The organism is Erythrobacter sp. S57(2025) (assembly GCF_057365055.1).
In genome coordinates this window covers 2,005,067-2,027,252 of the sequence record NZ_CP200299.1, presented here as the reverse complement: position 1 = coordinate 2,027,252, position 22,186 = coordinate 2,005,067, and the positions used below count along the sequence as shown (strand labels likewise).

18 protein-coding genes are annotated in these 22,186 nt (G+C 57.1%); 6 read left to right on the top strand and 12 right to left on the bottom strand.

Going from position 1 to position 22,186, the window contains the following annotated elements; genetic code table 11:
* Nucleotides 1–2: 2 nt before the first annotated feature.
* Nucleotides 3–899 carry an NAD(P)-dependent oxidoreductase gene (locus AC0V6N_RS09780; RefSeq protein WP_486171370.1) on the bottom strand — a complete coding sequence of 299 codons (897 nt, stop codon included), beginning with the start codon at nucleotides 897–899 and terminating at the stop codon, nucleotides 3–5.
* Nucleotides 900–986: 87 nt separating this feature from the next.
* Between AC0V6N_RS09780 and AC0V6N_RS09775 the strand changes: the two genes are divergently transcribed.
* The 4 genes from AC0V6N_RS09775 (at nucleotide 987) to AC0V6N_RS09760 (ending at nucleotide 9,781) form a co-directional block, all read left to right on the top strand.
* Nucleotides 987–2,240, top strand: coding sequence for a threonine ammonia-lyase (locus tag AC0V6N_RS09775; RefSeq protein WP_486171369.1), 1,254 nt, complete (start codon nucleotides 987–989; stop codon nucleotides 2,238–2,240).
* A 282-nt stretch (nucleotides 2,241–2,522) separates the two neighbouring features.
* Nucleotides 2,523–3,368 carry an arginyltransferase gene (locus AC0V6N_RS09770; protein WP_486171368.1) on the top strand — a complete coding sequence of 282 codons (846 nt, stop codon included), beginning with the start codon at nucleotides 2,523–2,525 and terminating at the stop codon, nucleotides 3,366–3,368.
* A 3-nt stretch (nucleotides 3,369–3,371) separates the two neighbouring features.
* Complete coding sequence (locus AC0V6N_RS09765; protein ID WP_486171367.1) at nucleotides 3,372–5,591, top strand: autotransporter assembly complex protein TamA; 2,220 nt, start codon at nucleotides 3,372–3,374, stop codon at nucleotides 5,589–5,591.
* Nucleotides 5,591–9,781: a translocation/assembly module TamB domain-containing protein gene (locus AC0V6N_RS09760; RefSeq protein ID WP_486171366.1), complete on the top strand. Its 4,191-nt coding sequence runs from the start codon at nucleotides 5,591–5,593 to the stop codon at nucleotides 9,779–9,781. Before AC0V6N_RS09765 ends, AC0V6N_RS09760 begins: the two co-directional genes overlap by 1 nt.
* Here the strand turns inward: AC0V6N_RS09760 and AC0V6N_RS09755 are convergent.
* From AC0V6N_RS09755 to AC0V6N_RS09725, 7 genes are all read right to left on the bottom strand, one after another.
* On the bottom strand, nucleotides 9,775–10,422 hold the full coding sequence (locus AC0V6N_RS09755) for a lysozyme (protein WP_486171365.1): 648 nt from the start codon (nucleotides 10,420–10,422) through the stop codon (nucleotides 9,775–9,777). The genes AC0V6N_RS09760 and AC0V6N_RS09755 overlap by 7 nt on opposite strands.
* Entirely contained in the window at nucleotides 10,419–11,162 is a 744-nt protein-coding gene (locus tag AC0V6N_RS09750; RefSeq protein WP_486171364.1) for a hypothetical protein, read from the bottom strand. The genes AC0V6N_RS09755 and AC0V6N_RS09750 overlap by 4 nt, the downstream gene beginning before the upstream one ends.
* A gap of 235 nt (nucleotides 11,163–11,397) precedes the next feature.
* The gene (glnA, locus tag AC0V6N_RS09745) at nucleotides 11,398–12,807 is read right to left on the bottom strand and encodes a type I glutamate--ammonia ligase (protein WP_486171363.1); all 1,410 of its coding nucleotides are present in this window, start codon (nucleotides 12,805–12,807) and stop codon (nucleotides 11,398–11,400) included.
* 84 nt (nucleotides 12,808–12,891) lie between these two features.
* On the bottom strand, nucleotides 12,892–13,230 hold the full coding sequence (locus AC0V6N_RS09740) for a P-II family nitrogen regulator (RefSeq protein WP_247159890.1): 339 nt from the start codon (nucleotides 13,228–13,230) through the stop codon (nucleotides 12,892–12,894).
* Nucleotides 13,231–13,435: 205 nt separating this feature from the next.
* Nucleotides 13,436–14,362 carry an N-acetyl-gamma-glutamyl-phosphate reductase gene (gene argC / locus AC0V6N_RS09735; RefSeq protein ID WP_486171362.1) on the bottom strand — a complete coding sequence of 309 codons (927 nt, stop codon included), beginning with the start codon at nucleotides 14,360–14,362 and terminating at the stop codon, nucleotides 13,436–13,438.
* Between the two features lie 22 nt (nucleotides 14,363–14,384).
* Nucleotides 14,385–14,738: a hypothetical protein gene (locus AC0V6N_RS09730; protein ID WP_486171361.1), complete on the bottom strand. Its 354-nt coding sequence runs from the start codon at nucleotides 14,736–14,738 to the stop codon at nucleotides 14,385–14,387.
* A gap of 87 nt (nucleotides 14,739–14,825) precedes the next feature.
* Complete coding sequence (locus AC0V6N_RS09725) at nucleotides 14,826–16,223, bottom strand: leucyl aminopeptidase family protein (RefSeq protein ID WP_486172464.1); 1,398 nt, start codon at nucleotides 16,221–16,223, stop codon at nucleotides 14,826–14,828.
* Nucleotides 16,224–16,329: 106 nt separating this feature from the next.
* On the opposite strand from AC0V6N_RS09725, the gene map reads away from it, so the two are divergent.
* On the top strand, nucleotides 16,330–17,157 hold the full coding sequence (gene map / locus AC0V6N_RS09720) for a type I methionyl aminopeptidase (RefSeq protein ID WP_486171360.1): 828 nt from the start codon (nucleotides 16,330–16,332) through the stop codon (nucleotides 17,155–17,157).
* Between the two features lie 35 nt (nucleotides 17,158–17,192).
* On the opposite strand, the gene AC0V6N_RS09715 is transcribed toward map, so the two are convergent.
* Nucleotides 17,193–17,843: a heme exporter protein CcmB gene (locus AC0V6N_RS09715; RefSeq protein ID WP_486171359.1), complete on the bottom strand. Its 651-nt coding sequence runs from the start codon at nucleotides 17,841–17,843 to the stop codon at nucleotides 17,193–17,195.
* Nucleotides 17,840–18,469 carry a heme ABC exporter ATP-binding protein CcmA gene (ccmA, locus tag AC0V6N_RS09710; RefSeq protein ID WP_486171358.1) on the bottom strand — a complete coding sequence of 210 codons (630 nt, stop codon included), beginning with the start codon at nucleotides 18,467–18,469 and terminating at the stop codon, nucleotides 17,840–17,842. Before ccmA ends, AC0V6N_RS09715 begins: the two co-directional genes overlap by 4 nt.
* 63 nt (nucleotides 18,470–18,532) lie before the next feature.
* Between ccmA and AC0V6N_RS09705 the strand changes: the two genes are divergently transcribed.
* Complete coding sequence (locus AC0V6N_RS09705; protein WP_486171357.1) at nucleotides 18,533–18,832, top strand: 4a-hydroxytetrahydrobiopterin dehydratase; 300 nt, start codon at nucleotides 18,533–18,535, stop codon at nucleotides 18,830–18,832.
* A 216-nt stretch (nucleotides 18,833–19,048) separates the two neighbouring features.
* Here the strand turns inward: AC0V6N_RS09705 and AC0V6N_RS09700 are convergent, their stop codons facing one another.
* Together AC0V6N_RS09700 and AC0V6N_RS09695 are read right to left on the bottom strand one after the other, a co-directional pair.
* The gene (locus AC0V6N_RS09700) at nucleotides 19,049–19,882 is read right to left on the bottom strand and encodes an SDR family oxidoreductase (RefSeq protein WP_486171356.1); all 834 of its coding nucleotides are present in this window, start codon (nucleotides 19,880–19,882) and stop codon (nucleotides 19,049–19,051) included.
* A 108-nt stretch (nucleotides 19,883–19,990) separates the two neighbouring features.
* A complete protein-coding gene (locus AC0V6N_RS09695) occupies nucleotides 19,991–22,078 on the bottom strand; it encodes a S9 family peptidase (RefSeq protein ID WP_486171355.1) in 2,088 nt (695 codons plus the stop codon).
* Between the last annotated feature and the right edge of the window lie 108 nt (nucleotides 22,079–22,186).

Below are 22,186 nucleotides of genomic sequence, written 5' to 3'. Positions count from 1 at the left end.
TCTCACTTTGATTTTGGGAGGCGCGAAATCAGCGCACTAGTATCTTGGCGATTGCCGCCTTGGGCCTGCACATCGGCATAGAACTGGTCGACGAGAGCTGTGATGGGCGAGGAGAGGCCTAATCGACTGGCTTCTTCGAGTGCATATCCCAGATCTTTTCGCATCCAATCAATCGCAAAGCCGAAATCGAACTCATCAGCGGTCATGGTCGACCAACGATTGTCCATCTGCCAACTTTGTGCAGCCCCGCCCGAAATGGCCTTATAGGTTTTGTCGAGGTCTAGCCCGGCTCCCTGTGCCAATCGGATCGCCTCGGACAATCCGCCCAAAACGCCTGCAATACACATCTGATTTGCCATTTTGGCGGTTTGTCCTGCTCCTATTGGGCCAATATGAACGATGGATTTGGCATAGGGCTGCATCGCAGGTTCAGCGCGGGCGATGGCCTTTTCTGAGCCACCACACATTATGGCGAGCTGACCGTTCTCGGCGCCTGCTTGCCCGCCGCTGACCGGGGCGTCGACAAAATCTATGCTTTTTCTCGCGCAAACTTCACCCAGCGTGCGCGCCATGTCGGCAGAAGTTGTTGTGTGATCAATCAGTAATGCACCTGATTGCATGGCATCGAGCACGCCATCTTCTGCGGTGGTAACGCTGGCTAAATCTTCATCATTTCCCACGCATACCATCACGACATCGCCAACCGCCGCTGCTTCGGCAGGCGTATTGGCAAACGCAATCTCCAACCCTTCTTTTGCCCAGCTTTCCGCCCATTTTTGTGCGCGGGCTGGTGAACGATTGTAGGCTGTCACGCGGTGCCCCGCGCGTGCGAGATGTCCCGCCATCGGTCCACCCATTACGCCGAGGCCAATAAAGGCAATTTTTGTCGGTCTGCTCATAATTGTGCGTGCCTAATGCCCTATGCACCGATTGCCAACGAATTCGAATTGCCCTTGCACTCTCGAAGGCTTACGCCAGCCAATACTATGAATGCACCAGACGCAAAGCTAAAGCCCGCGCCGTCACCGGCGGACCTCACTATCGATGATGTGCGCGCTGCGGCTGCGCGAATTGATGGCGCTGTCGTTCGCACGCCGATGATGCATTCGATCACTTTGTCGGAGATTACCGGTGCGGATATTTGGCTGAAGTTTGAAAACCTTCAGTTCACCGCTGCTTATAAAGAGCGCGGCGCGCTCAACGCTCTGTTACAATTAACCGATGAGCAAAAGGCACGCGGCGTCATTGCGGCCTCCGCCGGCAATCACAGTCAGGGGCTGTCATATCATGGCACTAGGCTTGGTGTGCCTGTTACAATTGTGATGCCTAAGACTACGCCCACCGTAAAAGTGATGCAGACTGAGAGTGTTGGCGGGAACGTCTTGCTTCATGGCGAAACCTTCGACGATGCCAATGCCCATGCGCGTGAGTTAGAGATCGAGCGTGGACTGACATTCGTGCACCCATTCGATGACCCGCATATCGCTGCCGGACAAGGAACGGTTGCGCTTGAGATGCTCGACGTGAAGCCGGACCTTGATTGCCTTGTGACACCCATTGGTGGGGGCGGCTTGATCTCTGGGATGGCAACAGTTGCCAAGGCTCTCGATCCAAATATTGAGGTGGTAGGCGTGCAAGCTGGTCTGTTCCCCAGCATGTTTTCCAAGTTCAAGGGCGAAGAACGCGATTGTGGCGGCGACACACTGGCTGAGGGTATCGCGGTCAAGAAACCGGGTGAATTTACCAGCCAAGTAATCGCGGAAAAAGTCGACGACATTCTGCTTGTGGGCGAACCAAAGCTCGAAAAGGCAGTCGCGTTGCTGCTGCAGATTGAGAAGACTGTTGTCGAAGGGGCTGGGGCAGCTGGGCTTGCCGCGGTGCTGGACAATCCTGAGCGGTTTGCCGGCAAATCTGTGGGACTGGTCTTGTGCGGCGGCAATATCGATACGCGCTTGCTTGCCAACGTGCTGCTGCGTGACTTGGCGCGGCAAGGGCGCCTTGCGAGACTGCGCGTGACTTTGCAGGATCGTCCTGGTGCCTTGTTCAAGGTTATGCGCCTTTTTGATGCCCACAATGTGAATATCATTGAAATCTACCATCAGCGCATCTTCACGACCTTGCCAGCCAAGGGACTTATCACCGACATCGAATGCGAAGCACGCGATGCTGAACAGGTTGAACGATTGGTCGAGGCGTTGCGCGACGCGAAATATAAGGTGCAGGTGGTTGAGCTGAACTAGCGAGTCGCTTGGATTGCCCGTCGACTTCTTGGTATGATTAAGCTCGCGAACTGGCCTTGTCCCACAAAGCGACGGTTAGTCTCAGTAAGCAAATGATTGATCCAAAGCGGTCCATTTCATTGCGCCCTTTTGTGCAAAGTAATCGATTATTTACCCTGTTTTGTGGTTAAGGGTCTTTTACCGCCGGGGCGAAGAAGGCATAAGAATGTCTTAACGCGACAATCGTTGATTCCCACTTGAGGAGGCTTAACTAAGCCTCATTGAAAGGACTTCGCCAGACCCGTGTCGGCTCCAATTCGCTTCCCTCGGTTCTTTGTAACGAGCCCTGCGCCGTGCCCGTATTTGCCTGGCCGCAGTGAGCGTAAAGTGTTCACTGAGCTCAAGGGCGCGCATGCTGATCAGTTGAACGAAGCGCTTGGCCGAATCGGGTTTCGCCGCAGCCAGACTGTCGCTTACCGCCCCAGCTGCCTTGATTGTCAGGCCTGCGTTTCTGTTCGCGTTGTCGCGTCTGAGTTTAAGCCATCAAGCACGCAAAAGCGTGAAATCAAGCGCAATCGCGATCTTGTTGTGACCGAGTGCCGACCGTGGGCCACTGATGAACAGTTTGAACTGCTGACCAAGTATCTCAGCGTTCGTCATCCCGATGGCGGGATGTCGACCATGGATGAGCTCGACTATGCCGATATGGTTGAGCATACGCCCGTCACCAGCACGCTCGTCGAATATCGTGAACCGACCGAGAATGGTGAACCTGGTAAGCTTGTGGGTGCCTGCCTAACTGATCGCCAAGGCGATGGCCTCTCGATGATCTATTCGTTCTATGATCCGTCGCATGAGGATCGCGCAGGGCTCGGCAATTGCATTATTCTCGACCACATCCAGCGCGCTGCGCAAAGCGGCCTTCCGTATGTGTATCTTGGCTATTGGGTCGATGGCAGTCCGCGCATGCAGTATAAAGTGCGTTATCGTCCACTTGAGCGGCTCACGCGAGAAGGCTGGCAGCGTATGGATGATGACGAGCAATCACGGCTAATCGCCGCAGCTACAGCACCGCGCGACAATTCTGCTGGAACTATTGCTGGCGCAAGGGGTAAGGACGGCCAACCGGTCAAATTCCCAGCGAGCTAATTCTTGGCGTTAATTAGGATCAATCTGGCTCTCGCAGCCAGTGCTATGACATTGTGTGGACCACTGTCCGCACAAGAAGCCACGCCTGAGCCGGCGCCCTCCGAGACCGCGCCGCCTTCCTCTGAAGTTGCTCCAGCCCCGCTTCCAAACAGTTTGGATGAATTGATCCCGGAAAGCGCGATTGAAGATGCCGAGAGCTGGGCGTCGCAGGGCGTGGACTCTAGTGCCGATCCCGCAGTCCCACCTGTTCAGGCTGAATTCGCGGAGCCACAGGCAGTTCAAGTTGCTGCTGATGCGTCAGTCTTGGCAAAGCCGATCCCGGTTCCAGATCCTCTTTCACCAAGTGAAGATTTACCGTCATTTGCAGAGATTGACTCACCTGATTTGGTTGATCTGCCTGATCTCATTGAAATTGAGCTCAGCGATGAGCTCACGCTCGCTTTGCCAGCTGCGCAAAGCGAGTTTCCTGAAGACGCGGAATTTGTAGCTCGCTTTCGCGCTTTGTCTTCGATCGAAGCGCTTGATTCTTCCGACGATACTGTGCCGCAGCTCGCCGCCCGCGCGCGCGCTGATGAGCAGCTCTTAGGCGAAATGCTTCGCAATTACGGGTATTATGGCGGTGATGTGGTGCGCCAATTGTCCGGCGGGCGGCGTGCTTTTTCCGACTCCGTTGGCGAACAGGACAGCGTTGGCTCCGACACTGAACCTCAAGTCCGCTTCGATGTTCTACCAGGAGCCCGCTATTCCTTTGGCTCGATCGCGATTGGTGCTGTCGATGAATTGCCACCAGCTGAGGCTGATCTCCTGCGCGATGACTTCGGCATCCAGCCGGGCGATCCACTCTATGCGGACCGAATTGTTGAGCAGACTTCCGCGCTGCGGCTTTCTATGGGAGAGCGAGGCTATCCTTTCGCGGTGATTGGGGAGCCTTCGTTGCTGATTGATCACGCGCGTGAACAGGGCGACCTTACACTGCCAGGCGATGCAGGTGGTCGTTTCGATTTCGGCGGTGTGGTCAGCGATGACCCAGAATTTCTTTCCAGTCGTCATCTACAGCGTATTGCCCGGTTCGAACCAGGGGACACCTATCAAGCCAGCCTGCAAAGTGATCTGCGCCGTGCGATCCTTGCGACAGGGTTAGTATCCAGCGTCGCGATCACGCCGCGTGAAATCTCTGCTCCTCAAGAAGGTGAGCCGGGCGAAGTTGCGTTGGATGTGGCGTTAGAGCGAGCGCCTTTACGCACGATTTCAGGCGCCATCGGCTATGGGACAGAAGACGGACTAAAGGTTGAGGCCGCTTGGGAGCACCGCAATCTTTTCCCACCCGAGGGTGCATTGCGGCTGCGCGGCATTTTGGGCACGCGTGAACAGCTCGCCAGCATTACCTATCGCCGCAACAATTTCCGCGCGCGTGATCAAATCCTGACGGTCGATGCCTATGCAAGCGATATTGAAACAGAAGCAGTCGATGCGCGCACAGTAGCCCTGCGAACATCGTTTGAGCGGGTGTCCAACCTGCTCTTTCAAAAGCCGCTCAGTTGGCAGTTAGGTGCAGAGGTACTCTACACGGACGAGCGCAATCGCATCACCAACGGCATTCAGCGTCCACGACAGACTTATCTGATTGGCGGTCTATTTGGCAGCACCACTTTGGATGCGAGTGATGATCTGCTTGACCCAACAAGCGGGTATCGCGCGACAATCTATGCCGCGCCTGAGGTCTCTCGCTCGCAAGGGATCGAAAGCTTCTATCTGCGGGCTCAGGCGGACGCTAGTGTCTATCAAGATGTTGGGCCGGCGGTCATTGCGGGTCGCGTGAGGGTTGCGACAATCCAAGGCGCAGATGCTGCCGAAATTGCTCCCTCGCGCAGACTCTATGCTGGCGGCGGTGGATCGGTACGTGGCTATGGCTTTCAAGCAATTGGCCCGCGAAATGTGTTTGATGAGCCTACCGGAGGCGGATCATTGGTAGAAGCAGCCGTGGAGGCGCGCATTCGAACCGGCTTGTTCGATGGCGCATTAGAAGTGGTACCATTCTTAGATGCTGGATCAGTGGCAACTGGCTCCACCCCGGACTTTGACCGCATCCAATATGGGGCAGGTTTAGGAGTGCGTTATAAGACCACATTCGGCCCAATCCGTGTGGATGTTGGCGTGCCGCTCAACCCAACTGAGTTTGACGCGCCTGTGGTGGTCTATGTCAGCTTGGGGCAAGCGTTCTGATGGCAGAGGAAGAGCCACCCCTTTCAGCAGGCAAGCGTCGCTGGGCCAAGCGGATTGGCTGGACATTTGCGATCCTGCTTACGCCCTTGGTCCTTGGTGCAATTTTCCTTGCATCGCCGATCGGGAAGAGGGTGATCGCGGATCAGATTGCGGCGGTTGCCCCTGCATCGGGCCTTCGATTTGAGGTCGGACGGATTGAAGGCGATCTCTATAACGACGCGCTCCTCTACGATGTCACAGTGAAGGATCCGAAGGGCGCGTTTCTTACGATACCTGAGGTTGAGCTCGACTGGCGACCTCTCGCATGGTTGTGGAGCGGGCTTGATATCCGCGAAGTGAGCGCGCGGCGTGGCACTTTGACACGCCTGCCAGAATTGCTTCCCGGAGATCCTGATGCGCCCATTCTGCCGGACTTTGACATTCGTATTGATGCGCTTGCGATTGAGAATCTCACTTTGGCCGCAGGTGTTGCTGGTGAGCAGGCGCAACGGGTCGACCTGTCAGGCAAAGTCGATATTCGCCAGGGTCGCGCTTTGATAGATGCGCAAGGGCAGTTTGGACCAGAGGACCGGATTGAGCTGCTGCTTGATGCAGAGCCTGATGGTGATCGGTTTGATCTGGCACTCGATTATGAAGCGTCATCGGATGGGCCAATTGCCGCTCTTGCTGGTCTGGATACTGCCTACCAAGCCCAGATCAATGGGCAGGGAACGTGGCAGGCCTGGAAGGGAGCTGGGCTTGTAAAGCGCGTTGAAGAAGGAGCTCCGCCGAAGCGAGTGGCGGGCTTCCGGCTTACAAATGACGCTGGCACATACAGCCTGATTGGTCAGCTTAATGCGGGCTTGAGCGGGCAATCAATTGTCGGTCGTAGCTTTGGTGAACAGCTATCGATTGTGGCATCAGGAACGCTCGAAGAAAGCGTGTTTGACGGTGTTCTAAGAGCTGTCAGCTCTGGTCTTGATCTACGAGGTGAGGGCGCGCTCGACCTTGCGAGCAATGCCGCGCAATCCTTCGCTTTGCGCGGCGAAGTGCTCGATCCCGATCTCTTAGGCACCACTGCACGTCTCAATCGCGCTCGGTTTTCGGCGCTCCTCGATGGGCCTTTCCGTGACCTGTCTATAGAACACGACGCCGTTATTGGATCGTTAGACCTGACCGGGGTTGCTGCGATTGAAGCGCTGGAGCAATCGGGTGTTGCTACATTCGACGGTGAGACGTTGCGCGTCCCCCTCAATCTTACTACGTCGAAGGTTGTAACGGGCAACTCGTTGCTAGATCCGCAATTGCTGAGCGGGACTTTGGACGGTCTTCTCACTTACGCTGACGGTCAGATCACCGCCAGCAATGCTCAGGTCTCAATCGGCGACCTCAATGCCCAGCTGACATTGCGTGGTGACACAGCCAAGGGCGTCTATGCTCTTGCAGGTCCGGTAAACGCGCGCGGGATGCAGCTCGAAAACGTCGGACGCTTGACTGGCAATGCCAAGGTGCTTGCGACATTTGGCAGCGTGCCTTGGACCCTCAATGCCAACCTTTCGGGCGCAGTGAACGGCGTGACCAACGCAAGCATCGCAAATGTCGCTGGAGAGCGGATTAGATTTGACGCACGGCTTGGGATGGGAGCCGGGCAGGACGTCGTACTGCGCGATGTGCGAATTGGGAGTGAGCGGCTCTATGCCAGTCTCGACAGCCGAATAGTCGGATCGCGCACCAGCCTTGTTGGGACAGGTGAGCATGTGGATTATGGCGCATTCAGCTTTGATGCTGATCTAGCGCAAGATGGTCCTCGAGCGGAGCTGGTTTTTGCTGATCCTTATCCAGCTGCGGGGCTGGCTGACGTGCGCGTTGCCGTTGCACCAAGTCGCGATGGCTTTGCCTTGGATGTCGCGGGTGGTTCGCTCTTGGGACCGTTTGAGGGGCAACTTGGATTGTTCTTGCCAGCCGGAGCGCCAGCCCGTGTCGATATTCAAGCTTTGCGGATTTATCGGACCGATGTGACAGGTGCGCTGATCTTGGGTGAGGATGGAATTGCTGGCGACCTCACACTCAGCGGGGGCGGGCTGCGCGGGACGGCGCAAATCTCGCCCGGCAGTGAAGACACACAAGATTTTGCAGTCGATCTCATCGCCAATCAAGCGCGCTTTGGCGGGGATACAGTGATTGCGCTTGGCTATGCGGACATTGATGCGCGCGGATCATTTGGCGGTGCAAGCAGCACAATCAACGCAGATATCTCGGGCCGAGGGCTGCAATATGGCGCTCTTTCGCTAGCGAGCTTTTCTGCCGATGCTCGGGTAGTTGATGGCCGCGGGAGTGTTCAGGCGTCTATCGCTGGTCGGCGCGCAGACCGCTTTGCACTCAAGTTAGACGGAGACTTTGCCACAGAACGTATCGCATTGATTGCCGATGGCGAGTATGGCGGCGAGCCCATCACGATGCCGCGTCGCGCCGTACTCACCGCAATTGACGGCGGTGGCTATCGCCTCGCACCCACTCAAATTGGCTACGCGCGTGGATTTACCATTTTGGAAGGCCAAATTGGCGGCGGGGTAACGGCGCTTGAGGCTCAGCTTGCGCGAATGCCATTGCGTCTGGCTGATTTGGCTGGCGCCGATTTGGGGCTTGGAGGAAGGCTCTCCGGTCTTCTTGAGTACAGGCAAAGCGGTTCCGCTGCGCCCACGGGCAATGCGCGGGTGCGGGTGGATCGCTTTAGCCGGTCGGGGCTCGTGTTAAGCTCACGCCCGGTTGATCTGATCGCGGTTGGTGACTTGGATGCCAGTGAGTTGGTGATCCGTGCGAGATTGTTGGAAGGCGAAAGCCAACTTGGTCGAGTGAACTCCCGAGTGACGCGCTTGGCTGCGAGCGGCAATCTTTTTGACAGGATCATGCGGGGAAGTCTCAACGCTGAGATTGGCTATGATGGTCCTGCCCAGACCCTCTGGCGATTGGCCGCAATTGAGACCTTTGATTTGACCGGACCATTAAGCGCGACGGCGCGGGCAACGGGCACGCTCTCCAACCCGCGTCTCAGCGGCGGCCTTTCAAGTGACAATTTGCGGCTGCAAAGCGCAATTTCCGGAACCGATATTGAGAACATCACGGCTCGTGGTCGTTTTGTAGGCTCTCGACTAGAGCTTACACGGTTTGCTGGCCAAACGGATGGCGGCGGCACAATTAGCGGCAGTGGAACGGTCGATCTTGCTTCAATGTCCGGCTCGCGTGGTCCTCAGATCGACATTCGCGCTGCGGCTAGCCGTGCGCGATTACTCAACGCAAATGGTCTTGACGCAACAATAAGCGGGCCCTTGCGAATTGTCTCAAACGGTGTTGGCGGCGCGATAGCCGGACGCGTTGAAGTGGAAAGGGCCAGCTGGGCGCTTGGTGTCGCCGAAGAAGATCTGCGCCTACCGACGATCGCGACGCGCGAAATCAATTTGCCTGACAGACGCGATTCCGCCCGCAGCTCTGTTACCGGATCCTGGCGCTATCTGGTCGATGCGCGCGCACGCAATCGCGTATCGGTTGATGGGCTGGGACTGGATAGCGAATGGGGGCTCGATATCGCCCTTCGCGGGACAGTTGATGACCCTCGCATTGGCGGAGAGGCACGGCTCGTTCGCGGCGATTACACATTTGCCGGAACACGTTTCGAATTGACTGAAGGGCGTATTCGATTTGACCAAGACGTTCCAATCGACCCGCGATTGGCAATCGAGGCACAGGCGAGCGCGAACGGCACCGATGTCACGATCGACATCACCGGCAATGCGCAATCGCCCGAAATCTCGTTCTCTTCCACACCGCAATTGCCGCAAGAGGAGATCTTGGCCCAGCTTCTGTTTGGCGGATCAGTCACTTCACTATCGGCCACCGATGCGGTGCAGTTAGGGGCGGCTCTGGCCGCTCTCCAAGGTGGTAATAGTGGCCTTGATCCGATTGGCACCTTGCGCCGTTCCATTGGACTCGATCAGCTGCGCATTGTCAGCGCAGACCCGGCTCTTGGTCGCGGAACAGGGGTAGCCCTGGGCAAGAACATAGGAAGGCGAGTTTACGTTGAGCTTGTTACCGATGGGCAAGGATACAGCGCGACGCAGGTTGAATATCGCATCACCCGCTGGCTTGCCTTGCTTGGCACAGTCACAACGATTGGACGTGACAGCGTGGTCGCCGAGGTGAGCCGCGACTATTGACCGGAATAGAGCTTTGCCTCTGCCGTGCGGCGGCGCACGAGCCCCTTTAGCACGCGGCCTCCTGCCTTGTTCCAACGGGCAAACTCAGCTGCAGCACCAGTGTAATCCAGCGCCTTGTGTTTCTTCGTCAAAGTTGCACGCGCAATCGCCCCGGTGTTGTAATGAAAGCTGACCATGGCATCGAACTGGTTCTGAGTGGTGGGAGCATCGCCGATCGCACGCGAAACATCTTTAGCATAGCGTTTGAGGTCATCGACCAGCCGCTCATCGCATTGCTCCTGTGTCCAGATCGTGTCCTTTGTCACCATGCCGTGCAGGCCGCGCCGTGTTGCCCCCCAGCCAATCGTCCAAGGCGCACCGCCAGTCGCAGGATCGGGATAGGCCTCAATCAAGCCATCACGGCGAAGCCGTGCACAGCCTTCAAATGTCTTAATTAATATGATGCCGTCCTCGCCCACATCGCGCAGGTTTGTGATCCGTTTGATGATGGGGACAGTGCTGCGCTGCGCTTTGCCATCAAACGCTGCATCAATCGCATCCACTTCTCTCTGACGAAATCCACGACCTAGAATATCGCGCACTGTATCGAACACTGATTTGCGGCCATCCGTAATTGGCGTGTTTACTTTTTGTCCGGTCATTGACTTACCTCTGTTTTGCGGCCGATCATTGCTCGAAATGATTGAGACTCGGTCAGGATTGCACCCAGTTCGAGCGAAGCATCCCGGGTCATGGGAAGAACCAACTGGTTGTCTTCCAAAGAAGTTTGGATGCTTACGGCCAGCAGACCGATGGGTTTGCCGTCCAACGTTTGTAAGGGGCAGGCGACGGACGCTTTGAGATTACCAGCATGCATGAAGGCTCTCAGCTCATCATCCTCATAATCCTCGACATTGCGGGCGATGCAGCGCGGCACATCGCTGGCGAGCATGTAATTGAGCGTGCGGCGGATTGCGGACAAAGGCAGCTGGCGATGGCGAATGCCGGTTTCTTCAGTCCGGATATCCATGCTTTCAAACACATCGACGATGGCAACGATCTGTTCTGACCGGTTGACGTCAAACACCAGCGCACGGATCACCGCGCGGCTTGACGAAGAGCGCAGGCGCAGTTTGAGCAGGCGGCTACGGACCAATTCATCCACTTCGATCGCATGGACTTGCAATCTGCGCTCACGTTCCTCTTTTAAGATTTGGCGCTCATATTCTCGATCAGTTTGCTCTTCATATAGCGCAATGAGAGCAGGCGCCTGCCAAACCAGAACTGCAATACCCGCCAATATCAATGCGAGCGGCACCGCAACAACTGTGCGACGCGGATGTTTGTCAATTAGGGCGAGCAAGCGTTCAAAAGGCGGCATGATTTCGGCTAGGGCGCTCATGATCCAAGCCGCCAAAGACGCTTAGAAATGCGCGGCGGAGAAGGGTCGGCTTTGATCATGGGGATGCCTCGATTCGCGGGTTTTCCGGTTTGAGGCCAGACAAGTAGGCAGAAAGATGAGCAGTAGGAAAATGAAAAAGAAAACAGAGTGTTGGAATGCAAGCTGGCTAGCTGGCAAATGAAAAAGGCCGCCCGGTTTCCCGAGCGGCCCTTTTGTTGTCTCGATTAAAATGTGCTTATGAGCTGTAGTACATGTCGTACTCGACTGGGCATGGGGTTGTTTCCATGCGGGAAACCTCTTCCCATTTGAGCTCTGCGTAAGCTTCAATCTGGTCGGTTGAGAACACATCGCCTTTGAGCAAGAACTCATAGTCTTCCTCAAGGCTTTCGAGCGCTTCACGAAGCGAACCACAAACCGTTGGCACAGCAGAAAGCTCTGCTGGCGGCAGGTCATAGAGGTTTTTGTCCATCGCATCGCCTGGGTGGATCTTGTTCTCAATCCCGTCGAGGCCCGCCATCAGCAATGCTGAGAATGCAAGGTATGGGTTCGCCAAAGCATCCGGGAAGCGGAACTCAACGCGCTTGGCTTTCTCGCCGGCACCGTATGGAATGCGGCATGATGCTGAGCGGTTGCGCGCAGAGTAAGCCAGCAGAACAGGCGCTTCAAAACCGGGTACCAGACGCTTGTAGCTGTTGGTGGTGGGGTTGGTGAACGCGTTCACAGCCTTAGCGTGCTTGATCACACCGCCAATGTAATGGAGGCAGGTTTCCGACAGGCCAGCATATTCATTGCCAGCGAAAGTTGGCTTGCCATCTTTCCAGATCGACATGTGTGAGTGCATGCCAGAACCGTTATCGGCCTTAATCGGCTTCGGCATGAAAGTAGCGGTTTTGCCATAAGCATGCGCAACTTGCTGCACGACATACTTATAAACCTGCACTTGGTCAGCGGCGGTGGTGAGCGATGAATAGGTTATGCCGAGCTCGTGCTGGGCAGCCGCCACTTCGTGGTGATGTTTGTCCATGTTGAGGCCCATCTCCATCATTGTGGAGACCATTTCGCCGCGAATATCCATGGCGCTGTCAACCGGTGCCACAGGGAAGTAGCCGCCCGTTGCACGTGGGCGGTGGCCCATATTACCCATTTCGTATTCTTTGCCGGTGTTGGTCGGCAGTTCGATATCGTCAATGGCAAAGCCGCTGCCCGCATATCCGTCCTCGAAACGGACGTCGTCGAACATGAAAAACTCAGGCTCTGGACCGACATATACGGTGTCACCGATACCGGTTGAAGAGAGATAGGCTTCGGCACGTTTCGCGGTAGAGCGCGGGTCACGACCGTAAAGCTGGCCATCGGAAGGCTCAACAATGTCGCAGAAGATGGAAAGCATTGGTGTTGCGGAGAAGGGATCGCTGTATACCGCGCTCATATCCGGCTTTAGGATCATGTCGGATTCGTTGATTTCTTTCCAACCCGCGATCGAAGATCCATCGAACATCAGACCATCTTCAAGAGCGTCTTCGTCCATGACTGCGGCCGCCATCGAAAGGTGCTGCCACTTACCCTTAGGATCAGTGAAACGCAGGTCCACCCATTCGATTTCCTCGTCCTTGATCTGTTTCAGGACGTCATTAACGCTCGCCATTTGTATTCTCCAGCTTGAGTATTTGTTGAGAGGTGCCCGGGAGGTTTTTTCCGCCGGGCGCTAATTCAAAAACGCTTGGTTTAGTTAGATCGCATCGTCGTTGGTTTCGCCGGTGCGAATGCGCAAGGCAGTTTCGATTGGCGAAACGAAAATCTTGCCATCTCCGATCCGGCCCGTTTGCGCGGCAGCTGCGACGGCTTCGACGACGCGCTCTGCCTGATCGTCTGACACGACCACTTCGAGCTTAACCTTAGGCAAGAAGTCGACGACATATTCTGCGCCGCGATACAGTTCCGTATGCCCCTTCTGCCGACCGAAGCCGCGCGCTTCGGTCACCGTAATTCCCGACACACCAATTTCGTGCAGAGCTTCCTTCACTTCATCAAGTTTGAATGGTTTGATGATCGCTTCGATCTTCTTCACGTGATTTCTCGCCCCGTGCGTTTGTCGTTATTGAACAATTCGATCAAGAATCGTGCCAAGCTGTGTCATAACTCGGTAGCCGATCTGTGCGTGGGCGCAAGGATCATCGCGCATGCCAGTGGAAGCAGCAATTTCAGCCAATTCTACGCAATGGTGCCTATTGTGGTGGCGAGTTTTGCCTAAATATTAGGCAGGCAGAGCAGGGTTAGAGGCGTAGACCAGTCGTTTCGGGTAAGCCGCACATGATATTGAGGTTCTGGATCGCGGCGCCAGATGCCCCTTTGCCGAGATTATCTAGACGCGCGATAAGACGCGCGTTCCAACCACCCTCATTGCCGAATACCGACAGCTCAAGGCCATCATAGGCTTCGCATCCCTGTTCCAGCAGTAATTCGCTGGGTGGCTCACCTTGGGCGATATTCACGACTTTCGATGAGGCGTAAAACTCGATCAATGCCTCCCGCAATTGGTCAGCATGAGGCTGGCCTGTCATTGCGCCAAGATGCAGTGGGACCTCGACAATCATACCGCGATGCGCGGGTGCGACTGAAGGCGCAAACAAAACCGGATGAACCAATCCTGCATGGCGTTTCATTTCCGGAAGATGTTTGTGTGCGAGGGTCAATCCATAGGTGCGAAAGGCAATTGATCTGTCGCTTTCGAAACGCTCAATCAACGCATTGCCGCCACCCGAATACCCGCTCACTGCATTGACCGTATAAGGCCAATCGGCTGGTAGCAATCCGGCGCGAACTAGCGGCGCAACCAGCGCTAAGAAACCTGTTGGATAGCAGCCCGGATTGCTAACGAACTGCGCGTTGGCAATCTTGTCGTGTCCAATGATTTCGGGAAAGCCATAGGTCCAGCCATCTGCGACCCGATGCGCGCTTGAGGCGTCGATGATCCGTGTGTTCGACCCTTCCGAAAGCTTGACTGCATCTCGTGCGGCGTCGTCAGGAAGGCATAGAATCGCGAAATCGGCCTCATGCAGCGCCGCTTTGCGTGCATTCACATCTTTGCGCTGCGCATCATCAAGCACCAACAGCTCAAATTCACTGCGACCCGCAAGCCTGTCGCGGATTTCTAGGCCGGTAGTTCCGGCGGCGCCATCGATGAATACAGATGTGGTCATAGCGGGCGCGTTTGTAGCGCGGTCAACCGTTTAGGCAACTGGCCTTCATATAGCCGCTGGGACCGTCTGGGCCAAGGCAACCCCAAACCCAATCGCCTGCTACATCAAGCACTTCGACCCGCGTTCCAGCCTCAAACCTCGTGATTTGCGGAGAATCGTCACGAGTGTTTTCCATCACATCCGCACCGTTTCCGCCGACAGTATGGATTTGTGGAATGACGTAATGCGCAGCCAAGTGCTTCCCAGCGAGCGCGATATGCGCAAGGTCGCCGCGCAAGGGCAGAGTTCCCGGCGCAGGTTTTTCAACCGGACCCATCAGGCCCAGCACCCCAGTTGGAACAGCATATATATCGTCTTGGCTCGTCGCCGAACTCATGGCTTTTTCTATCCCCAGTCCCCGCTCCCGGAAACGTGACAGCGGCGCTTAGACGCTCCTTACCGCTTGGGCAAGTTCAGCCGTGTCCTATGTCCCATAGCGCTCGCGAAGCATATGCCACGCTGCGCGCAGGCCATAAGCAGTGCCGCCTTTTGATCGGCCCGGTTTCGGATAGGGGCGCCACGCGAATGTGTCGAAGTGGACCCAGTCGATATCGTCCTCAACGAACTTGTCGAGGAACAGTCCTGCTACACTTGCGCCCGCATATGGGTTGGATTGCGCGTTCACAATGTCGGCAATGTCGGACTTAAGGTAGTCGCGATATGCCTCGGGCAATGGCAAGCGCCACGGCTCGTCATCATTGGCTTTGCCGGCTTCGATCAAGGCTTGTGCTGTCTCATCGCGCCGCGCCATCATGGCGGCGTAATCGGGGCCAAGCGCGATGCGTGCAGCGCCGGTCAGCGTTGCAAAGTCGATGATGAGGTCGGGTTTTTCCTCGCTCGCACGGGTGAGGGTATCGCCTAGGATCAAGCGACCCTCAGCATCGGTGTTATGGATCTCAACCGAAAGGCCCTTGCGGCTGCCGAGCACATCACCGGGGCGGAAGGCGGGGCCAGAGATCGCATTCTCTACGGCTGGGACGAGCAGGTGAAGCTTCACGGGAAGTCCTGCCCCCATCACCAGACCTGCGAGCGCGATCGCATGCGCTGCGCCGCCCATATCCTTCTTCATCAATCGCATTCCGGCAGCTGGCTTGATATCGAGACCACCTGAGTCGAAGCACACCCCTTTACCCACAAGCGCGAGCACGGGCGCATCTTTGGGCGCGTCTTTAGAAGCCCAAGTCAGATGCATGATCCGGGGTGCATGATGGCGTGCTGCTGCTCTGCCGACGGCGTGCACCATGGGATAGCCCTGTTCGAGCGCATCGCCTTTGGTCGTCGTCAGCTCGGCCCCGTAGGTCTTGGCAAGCTTTTCGAACTCTGCCTCAAGCGCGGCGGGTCCCATATCCTCAGCTGGCGTATTGACGAGATCTCGCACGAGCATTTCAGCCTCAGCTTCAGCCAGAATGCCGGGCAGGCGACCCACTTGCTCTGACAGCAAAACGCGCGGTCCCTGCGCCTTGTCGTCATCCTTGTAGCGGGTGAAGCGGTAATGCGCGGTCGCCCAGCCAAACACAGCAGCACCCGGTTGCGCATCGACGAGGCGATACGTGCCTTCGGGTAGCTTAGCGGCGAGTGCAGCAAGGCAATAGCTTGAGAGATCATCAGGGTCCGCCACTCCGCCCACTGCGAAGAACGCATCGCCATCGGGCACAATACCCACTGATCCGCTCGCGCCTTCGAACTTTTGCCCTGACAGGCTTGCCCGCTGTCCAGCGGACAGCCCCTTCGCAAAATCGGCAAACCCAGCTTTAGTGACAAGGTGGGTGGCGGTGGCGTCTTGCCCGCGATCGGGTTGGATCAGATCGGTGATAATGGTCATGACGCTTTCCATAATCGCGAGACCGCCGATGTCACGCGCGAAATGGTGCAAAGCGCCGCGTGACAAGTGCTCGCAATCCTCCGATCAAGTCGCTATATGGCGCAGCATGACCGAATACCAACTCGTTGAAGGCGACCAGACCGTCTACCGTGACGGCACGATCAAGCTCCATTCTGAAGAGGGCTTTGAAGGCATGCGCGCGGCAGGCAAGCTGGCCGCATCGATCCTTGATGAGGTGGCAAACCTCGTCCAACCCGGTGTCACGACAGAGAGCATTGATACCGCCATTCGCGAGATGATGTTCGATGGCGGCGCAGTGCCCGCAACGCTTGGCTATCGCGGTTACACGCATTCGAGCTGTATCTCGATCAACCATGTGATCTGCCATGGCATTCCGGGACCAAAGGTGTTGAAGGATGGCGATATCCTCAATGTCGATGTCACGCCGCTTCTCAATGGTTGGCACGGCGATACTAGCCGGATGTTCTTCGCCGGCGAGCCTTCGATTAAGGCAAAGCGGCTGGTCGATGTGACCTATGAATGCCTCATGCTCGGCATCGAAGCGGCTCAACCCGGCGCGCGCCTTGGCGACATCGGCGCCGCTATCGAAGCCCATGCCAAGAAATTCCGCTATGGCGTGGTACGCGAGTTCTGCGGCCACGGCCTTGGCCGCCTGTTCCACGATGCTCCCGAGGTAGTTCACGCCTCCAAAGCAGGCACCGGACCAGAGCTGAAACCCGGCATGTTCTTCACGATCGAGCCCATGATCAATCTCGGAAAACCATGGGCAAAGGTGCTGGGCGATGGCTGGACCGCCGTAACCCGCGACAAGTCGCTATCCGCACAATTCGAACACTCGCTTGCCATTACAGAAGACGGGAATGAAATCTTCACCAAGAGCGCGATCGGGCGCGACAAGCCGCCTTATTCTTGATTGCCGCTAATCCCGTATTCGCAAGTAGGAAAGCTCTAAACCTCTCGCGCCGCTTTGATCGCGGCGCCTGCAGCGAAGGGGGTTAGGGCTACTAGCAGCAAACTGACCGCGGCGACGAAGCCAATGCTGGCGGCGTCTTGCCTTGCCAATGCGCCAGCGCCGAAGATCAGGATCGGCAATGCAAGCGGGATCAGGAGCAGACCTGACAGAGCAGCTCCTGCGCGAAGGCTCGCGGTGAGGGCCGCTATCGTCAGGCCGATCGCTGCGAGCCCGGGTGTACCTGCTGCAAGGCCAAGCAGCAGTAAGTGGAATGTAGGGCCATCGAGGTTCAGCAATGCGGCGGCTGGGAGGCTGGCTAGGATCAGCGGCGGGCCGAAGCTGATCCAATGGGCCAAAAGCCGCACTGCCATCATCACCTCTTCGGATATGCCGCGCAGCTTCAGCTGGTCGAATGTGCCAAGCTCAATGTCTTGCGCGACCAGCTTTTCCAGCGGCAGGATCGCGGCGAGCAGGGCGGCGATCCACACCACGCCGCCTCCGGTCCGCGAAAGCAGGTTGGCGTCGGGGCCTACTGCGAAGGGGTAGAGCATTGCGATTGCTACGAAGAACACGACGGGTAATGCAGCCCCACCGCCTGCGAAGGGGAAGAAGCGTGCGAGGTCGCGTTTGAGGAGATGCGCGATCATGCCTCCTCATCCTCTTCGTGAAGCGGCTGGTCCACCGGGACATAGTCACCCAGTTCGAGGCTCCGCAGGCCTTCCAGCTTCACCTCTTGGTGAGAGGCGATCAGCGCTATCCCGCCGCCGTTCACATGGAGCGCGATCAGCGCGGTCACTTGCTCAATTGCCGCAACGTCCAGCCCGCTCAATGGCTCATCCAGCAGCCAGATCTGCGCACCGCGATTGAGCAATGCGGCAAGCCCTGCGCGCTTCCTTTGCCCTGTCGACAGATAGCGCACCGGCACCTCGAGCAGCGGCTCCAGACCCAGCACCGCCAGCGCCCCGCTCGGGTCTGAGCAGCCATCGACCCGTTCCCAGAACGCCAGCGCTTTGCCCAGCGGCTGTTCGGGATCGAGGCCAGTGCGTTCGTCCAGCAGGCCCATTGAACCCTCGCTCACCACAGACCCCGCAAACGGTGTTCTCAGCCCCGCCAGCGCGCGGATCAGCGTCGTCTTACCTGTCCCGTTTGCGCCTGTCAGATGCAGCGCCTCGCCGCTCCTCAGCTCAAACGAGAGCCCTTTGAACAGCAATCGGTCGCCGCGCCGACAGGCTAGCTTCTCAGCGTTCAAAGCAGGTGTTTGGGAGCCTTGCATCGCCTCACGCGTTAGGCAAAAGCGCATCAAGTCACAACACCTCACGATCAGGAAGCCAATACCATGACCACAGTCCCTGAACTCTCCAACGAAGACCGCGATCGTTTGCTGGCCGACCATCCGGGTTGGGAGCTGTCGCGCGAGGGCAAGGCGATTGCGCGCACGTTCCAGTTTGGCGACTTCTCAGAAGCTTGGGGCTTTATGAGCCGCGTTGCGCTGATCGCGGATAGCCACGACCATCATCCTGAATGGTTCAACGTCTATGCCAAGGTCGAGATCACGCTGACCACGCATGACGCGGGCGGCCTTTCGATCCGTGATGCCAAGATGGCTCGCGCGATCGATAGGATTGTTGGCGAATAAGCGCCTTTATTGGCGCTCCCTGGACCGTGTAAGGGTACGCTTTAGAAAAAAGCGAAAACCCCGCTAAAGCGCACAATTCGGCCAAAAATTGGCATGTTGCAGCGCGGTAACTGTAACCTTCCAAATCGCGCGACTTTTGCGGCGCAGGAAAATGGGGATGCGGTTTTCAAAGAGCCCCGCTTCCATACCTGAGCGCGGCCTATGTAGGAAAACGCTTTAGCGGCCCAATATACCCGACGCATTGCGCTGTTGCTTGCGCACGCGGCCAGGCATCCAGCGTTTGGCAAAGTTTAGCTTCTTGGCCGTCTTGCCCACCAGATGATGCAGCTCATCACCATGGACCGCGTTCCAGACGGCCTCAGCCACTTCCACAACCGGCGTGATCTCTAGCCCAGCCTGCTTCACGCGGGCGCGGACTTGCTCATTTGAGCCGCGATGCCCGGTCCCATCGAGCAGCGGAGTTTCGATAAAGCTCGGGCAGATTGAGGAGACCTTGATCCCCTCAGGTGCCCATTCCGCATCCAGACTTTCGGCGATCCCGCGCACGCCAAATTTGGTCGCCGAATAGACGCTCATGCCAGACCCGCCGGTAATCCCTGCCGCGCTGGCAATGTTGACCAAAGCCGATCCGGGCGCGGTTTTTTGCAAGTAAGGATAAACCGCCTGCGCGCCGTAAAGAACACCGCGCAAATTGATGTCGAGGCACCGGTCGATCTCATCAATTTCCAGCTCTGCCAAAGGGCCGCCTGTGCCGATCCCGGCATTGTTGACCATCACATCAATGCGTCCGCCGCCCGCGGTTGCAGCCGCTTCCAGCGCTACATCCCACGCCTTGCGGTCACGCACATCGAGTTCGTGTGAGTACTTAAAGCCGCCCTCGAGTAGGCCGAGCGTGTCTTGCATGCCTTGCGCATTCACATCGGCAATTGAGACGAACCAATCGCGCGCACTAAAATATTGCGCGACGGCGCGGCCAATGCCTGAAGCGCCGCCCGTGATGAAAATGTTGCGCCGTTCTTGCGATCCGCCCTGTGACCCGCTTTGCGACATGATGTGATCCCTCTCCCAAAGTAAATGCCCGGCAGCTTTTGGCCACCGGGCAATCCTTATGTCAGCCGCTTACATTGCTGTCAGCAACTGAATTCGTGAGAGCGAGGTTTAGCTGCCAAGCGCCGCCTCAAGCCCCTGTACATGCTCAGCGCCTTCGACAATTTCCGCGGTCGAAGGTGCCAGCACATCACCCAAAGGCTCTGCTCGCCCGCCTAGGCATTCGGCGAGGAAATTCTCGGCAATCGCGAAGAAGCTGATGGAATTGTCAGGCTTGGCGAAGCCGTGGCCTTCATCCGGATAGAGCACATAGGTCACCGGAATGCCTGCATCCTGCATCGCGGCAACGATCTGGTCGCTTTCCGCCTGCTTCACGCGTGGATCATTCGCGCCCTGTGCGATCAATAGCGGCTTTGTGATCTGGTCTGCGCTGTGTAGCGGGCTGGCTGCGCGCAGCAGAGCTAGGCCTTCTTCGGTGTTGGGATCGCCCATGCGGGTGTGGAACAGCTTCACCAATGGCGCCCAATAGGGTGGGATCGTGCCAAGCAAAGTTTCAAGGTTGGATGGGCCAACAATGTCGACACCGCAGGCAAACTTGTCCGGCGTGAAGGTTAGGCCCGCCAGCGTCGCATATCCGCCGTAAGAACCGCCCATGATCGCGACTTCATTTTCGATCGCAATGCCTTCGCTGATCGCCCAATCGGTCGCATCGATCAGGTCGTCATGCATTTTGAGGCCCCATTCCATGTTGCCTGCATTGAGGAAGTCTTTGCCAAATCCGGTTGAGCCGCGGAAGTTCACAGACAGCACCGCATAGCCACGATTGGCGAGCATTTGGTGGATCGAGTTGAAGCCATAATCATCGCGCGCCCATGGGCCGCCATGCACCAGCAGAACCATTGGCGTTGCTTCATCCGGGCGACCATCGCCATCGCTGTCACTGTCCACCGGCAGCGTCAGATAGGATGGCAGGGTAAGCCCATCGCGGCTGGTGATTTCAACCGGATGCATGGGTTGCAAAGGCGCACCTTCAAGCTCCGGCCGCGAAGTGTAGAATGGGGTGAGCGTTTCCGCCTGACGGTCATAGATAAAAGTAGAGCTTGGCGCGGTCAGCGGCTCGTTCCAAACGATCCATATCTGATCGTCATCAGTGCGGCTCGAAATGCCAAAGTCGCCCTCTAGCCGCTCGTCGAGCCAGGCCAGTGATGCGCCCAGTTCTTCATCAATCGCGGTCCATTCATTGCGCAGATAATTGACAGAGTATGCTTCAACCACGCCGGTCTTCGGATCGCGGATTGTGCCGCCAAGGTCAGCCTTGTCGTCCTCTGCAATCAGAGTTTTCTCTCCGGTGCTGGTGTCCTGCGCATAGAGAGCTGCAGTGTTGCGGCCACGGCTGTCGAGCCAATAGAGGATCGAGCCATCGGTGGTGTAGCCCGCCGGATTGGTGGTGAGCGAATCTTCCATTGCGGTGGTTTCGAAAGGCTCTTCGGCCACGACATTGTCGGTGACGGTAAAGTAGTCCGTGCCGCCTTCCGCATTCTGGCGCATCGCCATGCGGATCGTCAGCGTGTCATCCGCCATGAAGCCGGCATAGCCTTCATTCTCGTAAACCAGCGTCAGCTCGCCTGTGTTCACGTCGAGTAGATGGACGTCGTGGAATTGCGGATTGCGGTTGTTCACGCCGATCAGGATCTTGTCCTTGATCGTCTCAGACCCACCGATAATCTGCACCCGCGTGTTTTCAAACGGGGTCATAGTCTTTTCTTCGCCGGTCTCCAGATCGACGCGGTAGAGGAGGAAGTTTTCGTCCCCTCCTTTGTCCTGAATATAGCCGATGCTGCCGCCATCGGGCGCCCAGAAATGGTCGCGGATTGGGCGGTCGGTGGAGTTGGTAAGGACGCGGGCCGCATCCAGATCATCGCGCGGGGCGAGCCAGATATTAAGCACGCCATCTTTGGGCGCGAGCCAGCTGAGCCATTTCCCATCCGGGCTTAGGCGACCTTGCGCTTTGGTCGGATTACCAAACAGCGCATCGCGCGGGATCAGAGGTGCGGTTTCTTGAGCAGCGGCAGTGGTGGTCGTCATTACGGCTCCGGTGTTGGATGCGGTGTTATCCGCTGTGGCAAGCCCCGGCAGCGTTAATGCAAGTGCAGCTGCAGTTGTGGCCAATAAGCGGGTGGTTCTTGATGTGAGCGACATGGCGGTTTTCCTCTCCATTGCAAGGGAATGACAGCGGTCAATACGAGTGTATTGTGTCTACAATACGCCGGAGGCCGCGGGACGCAAGCGGTCTTCACCGATGAGCGA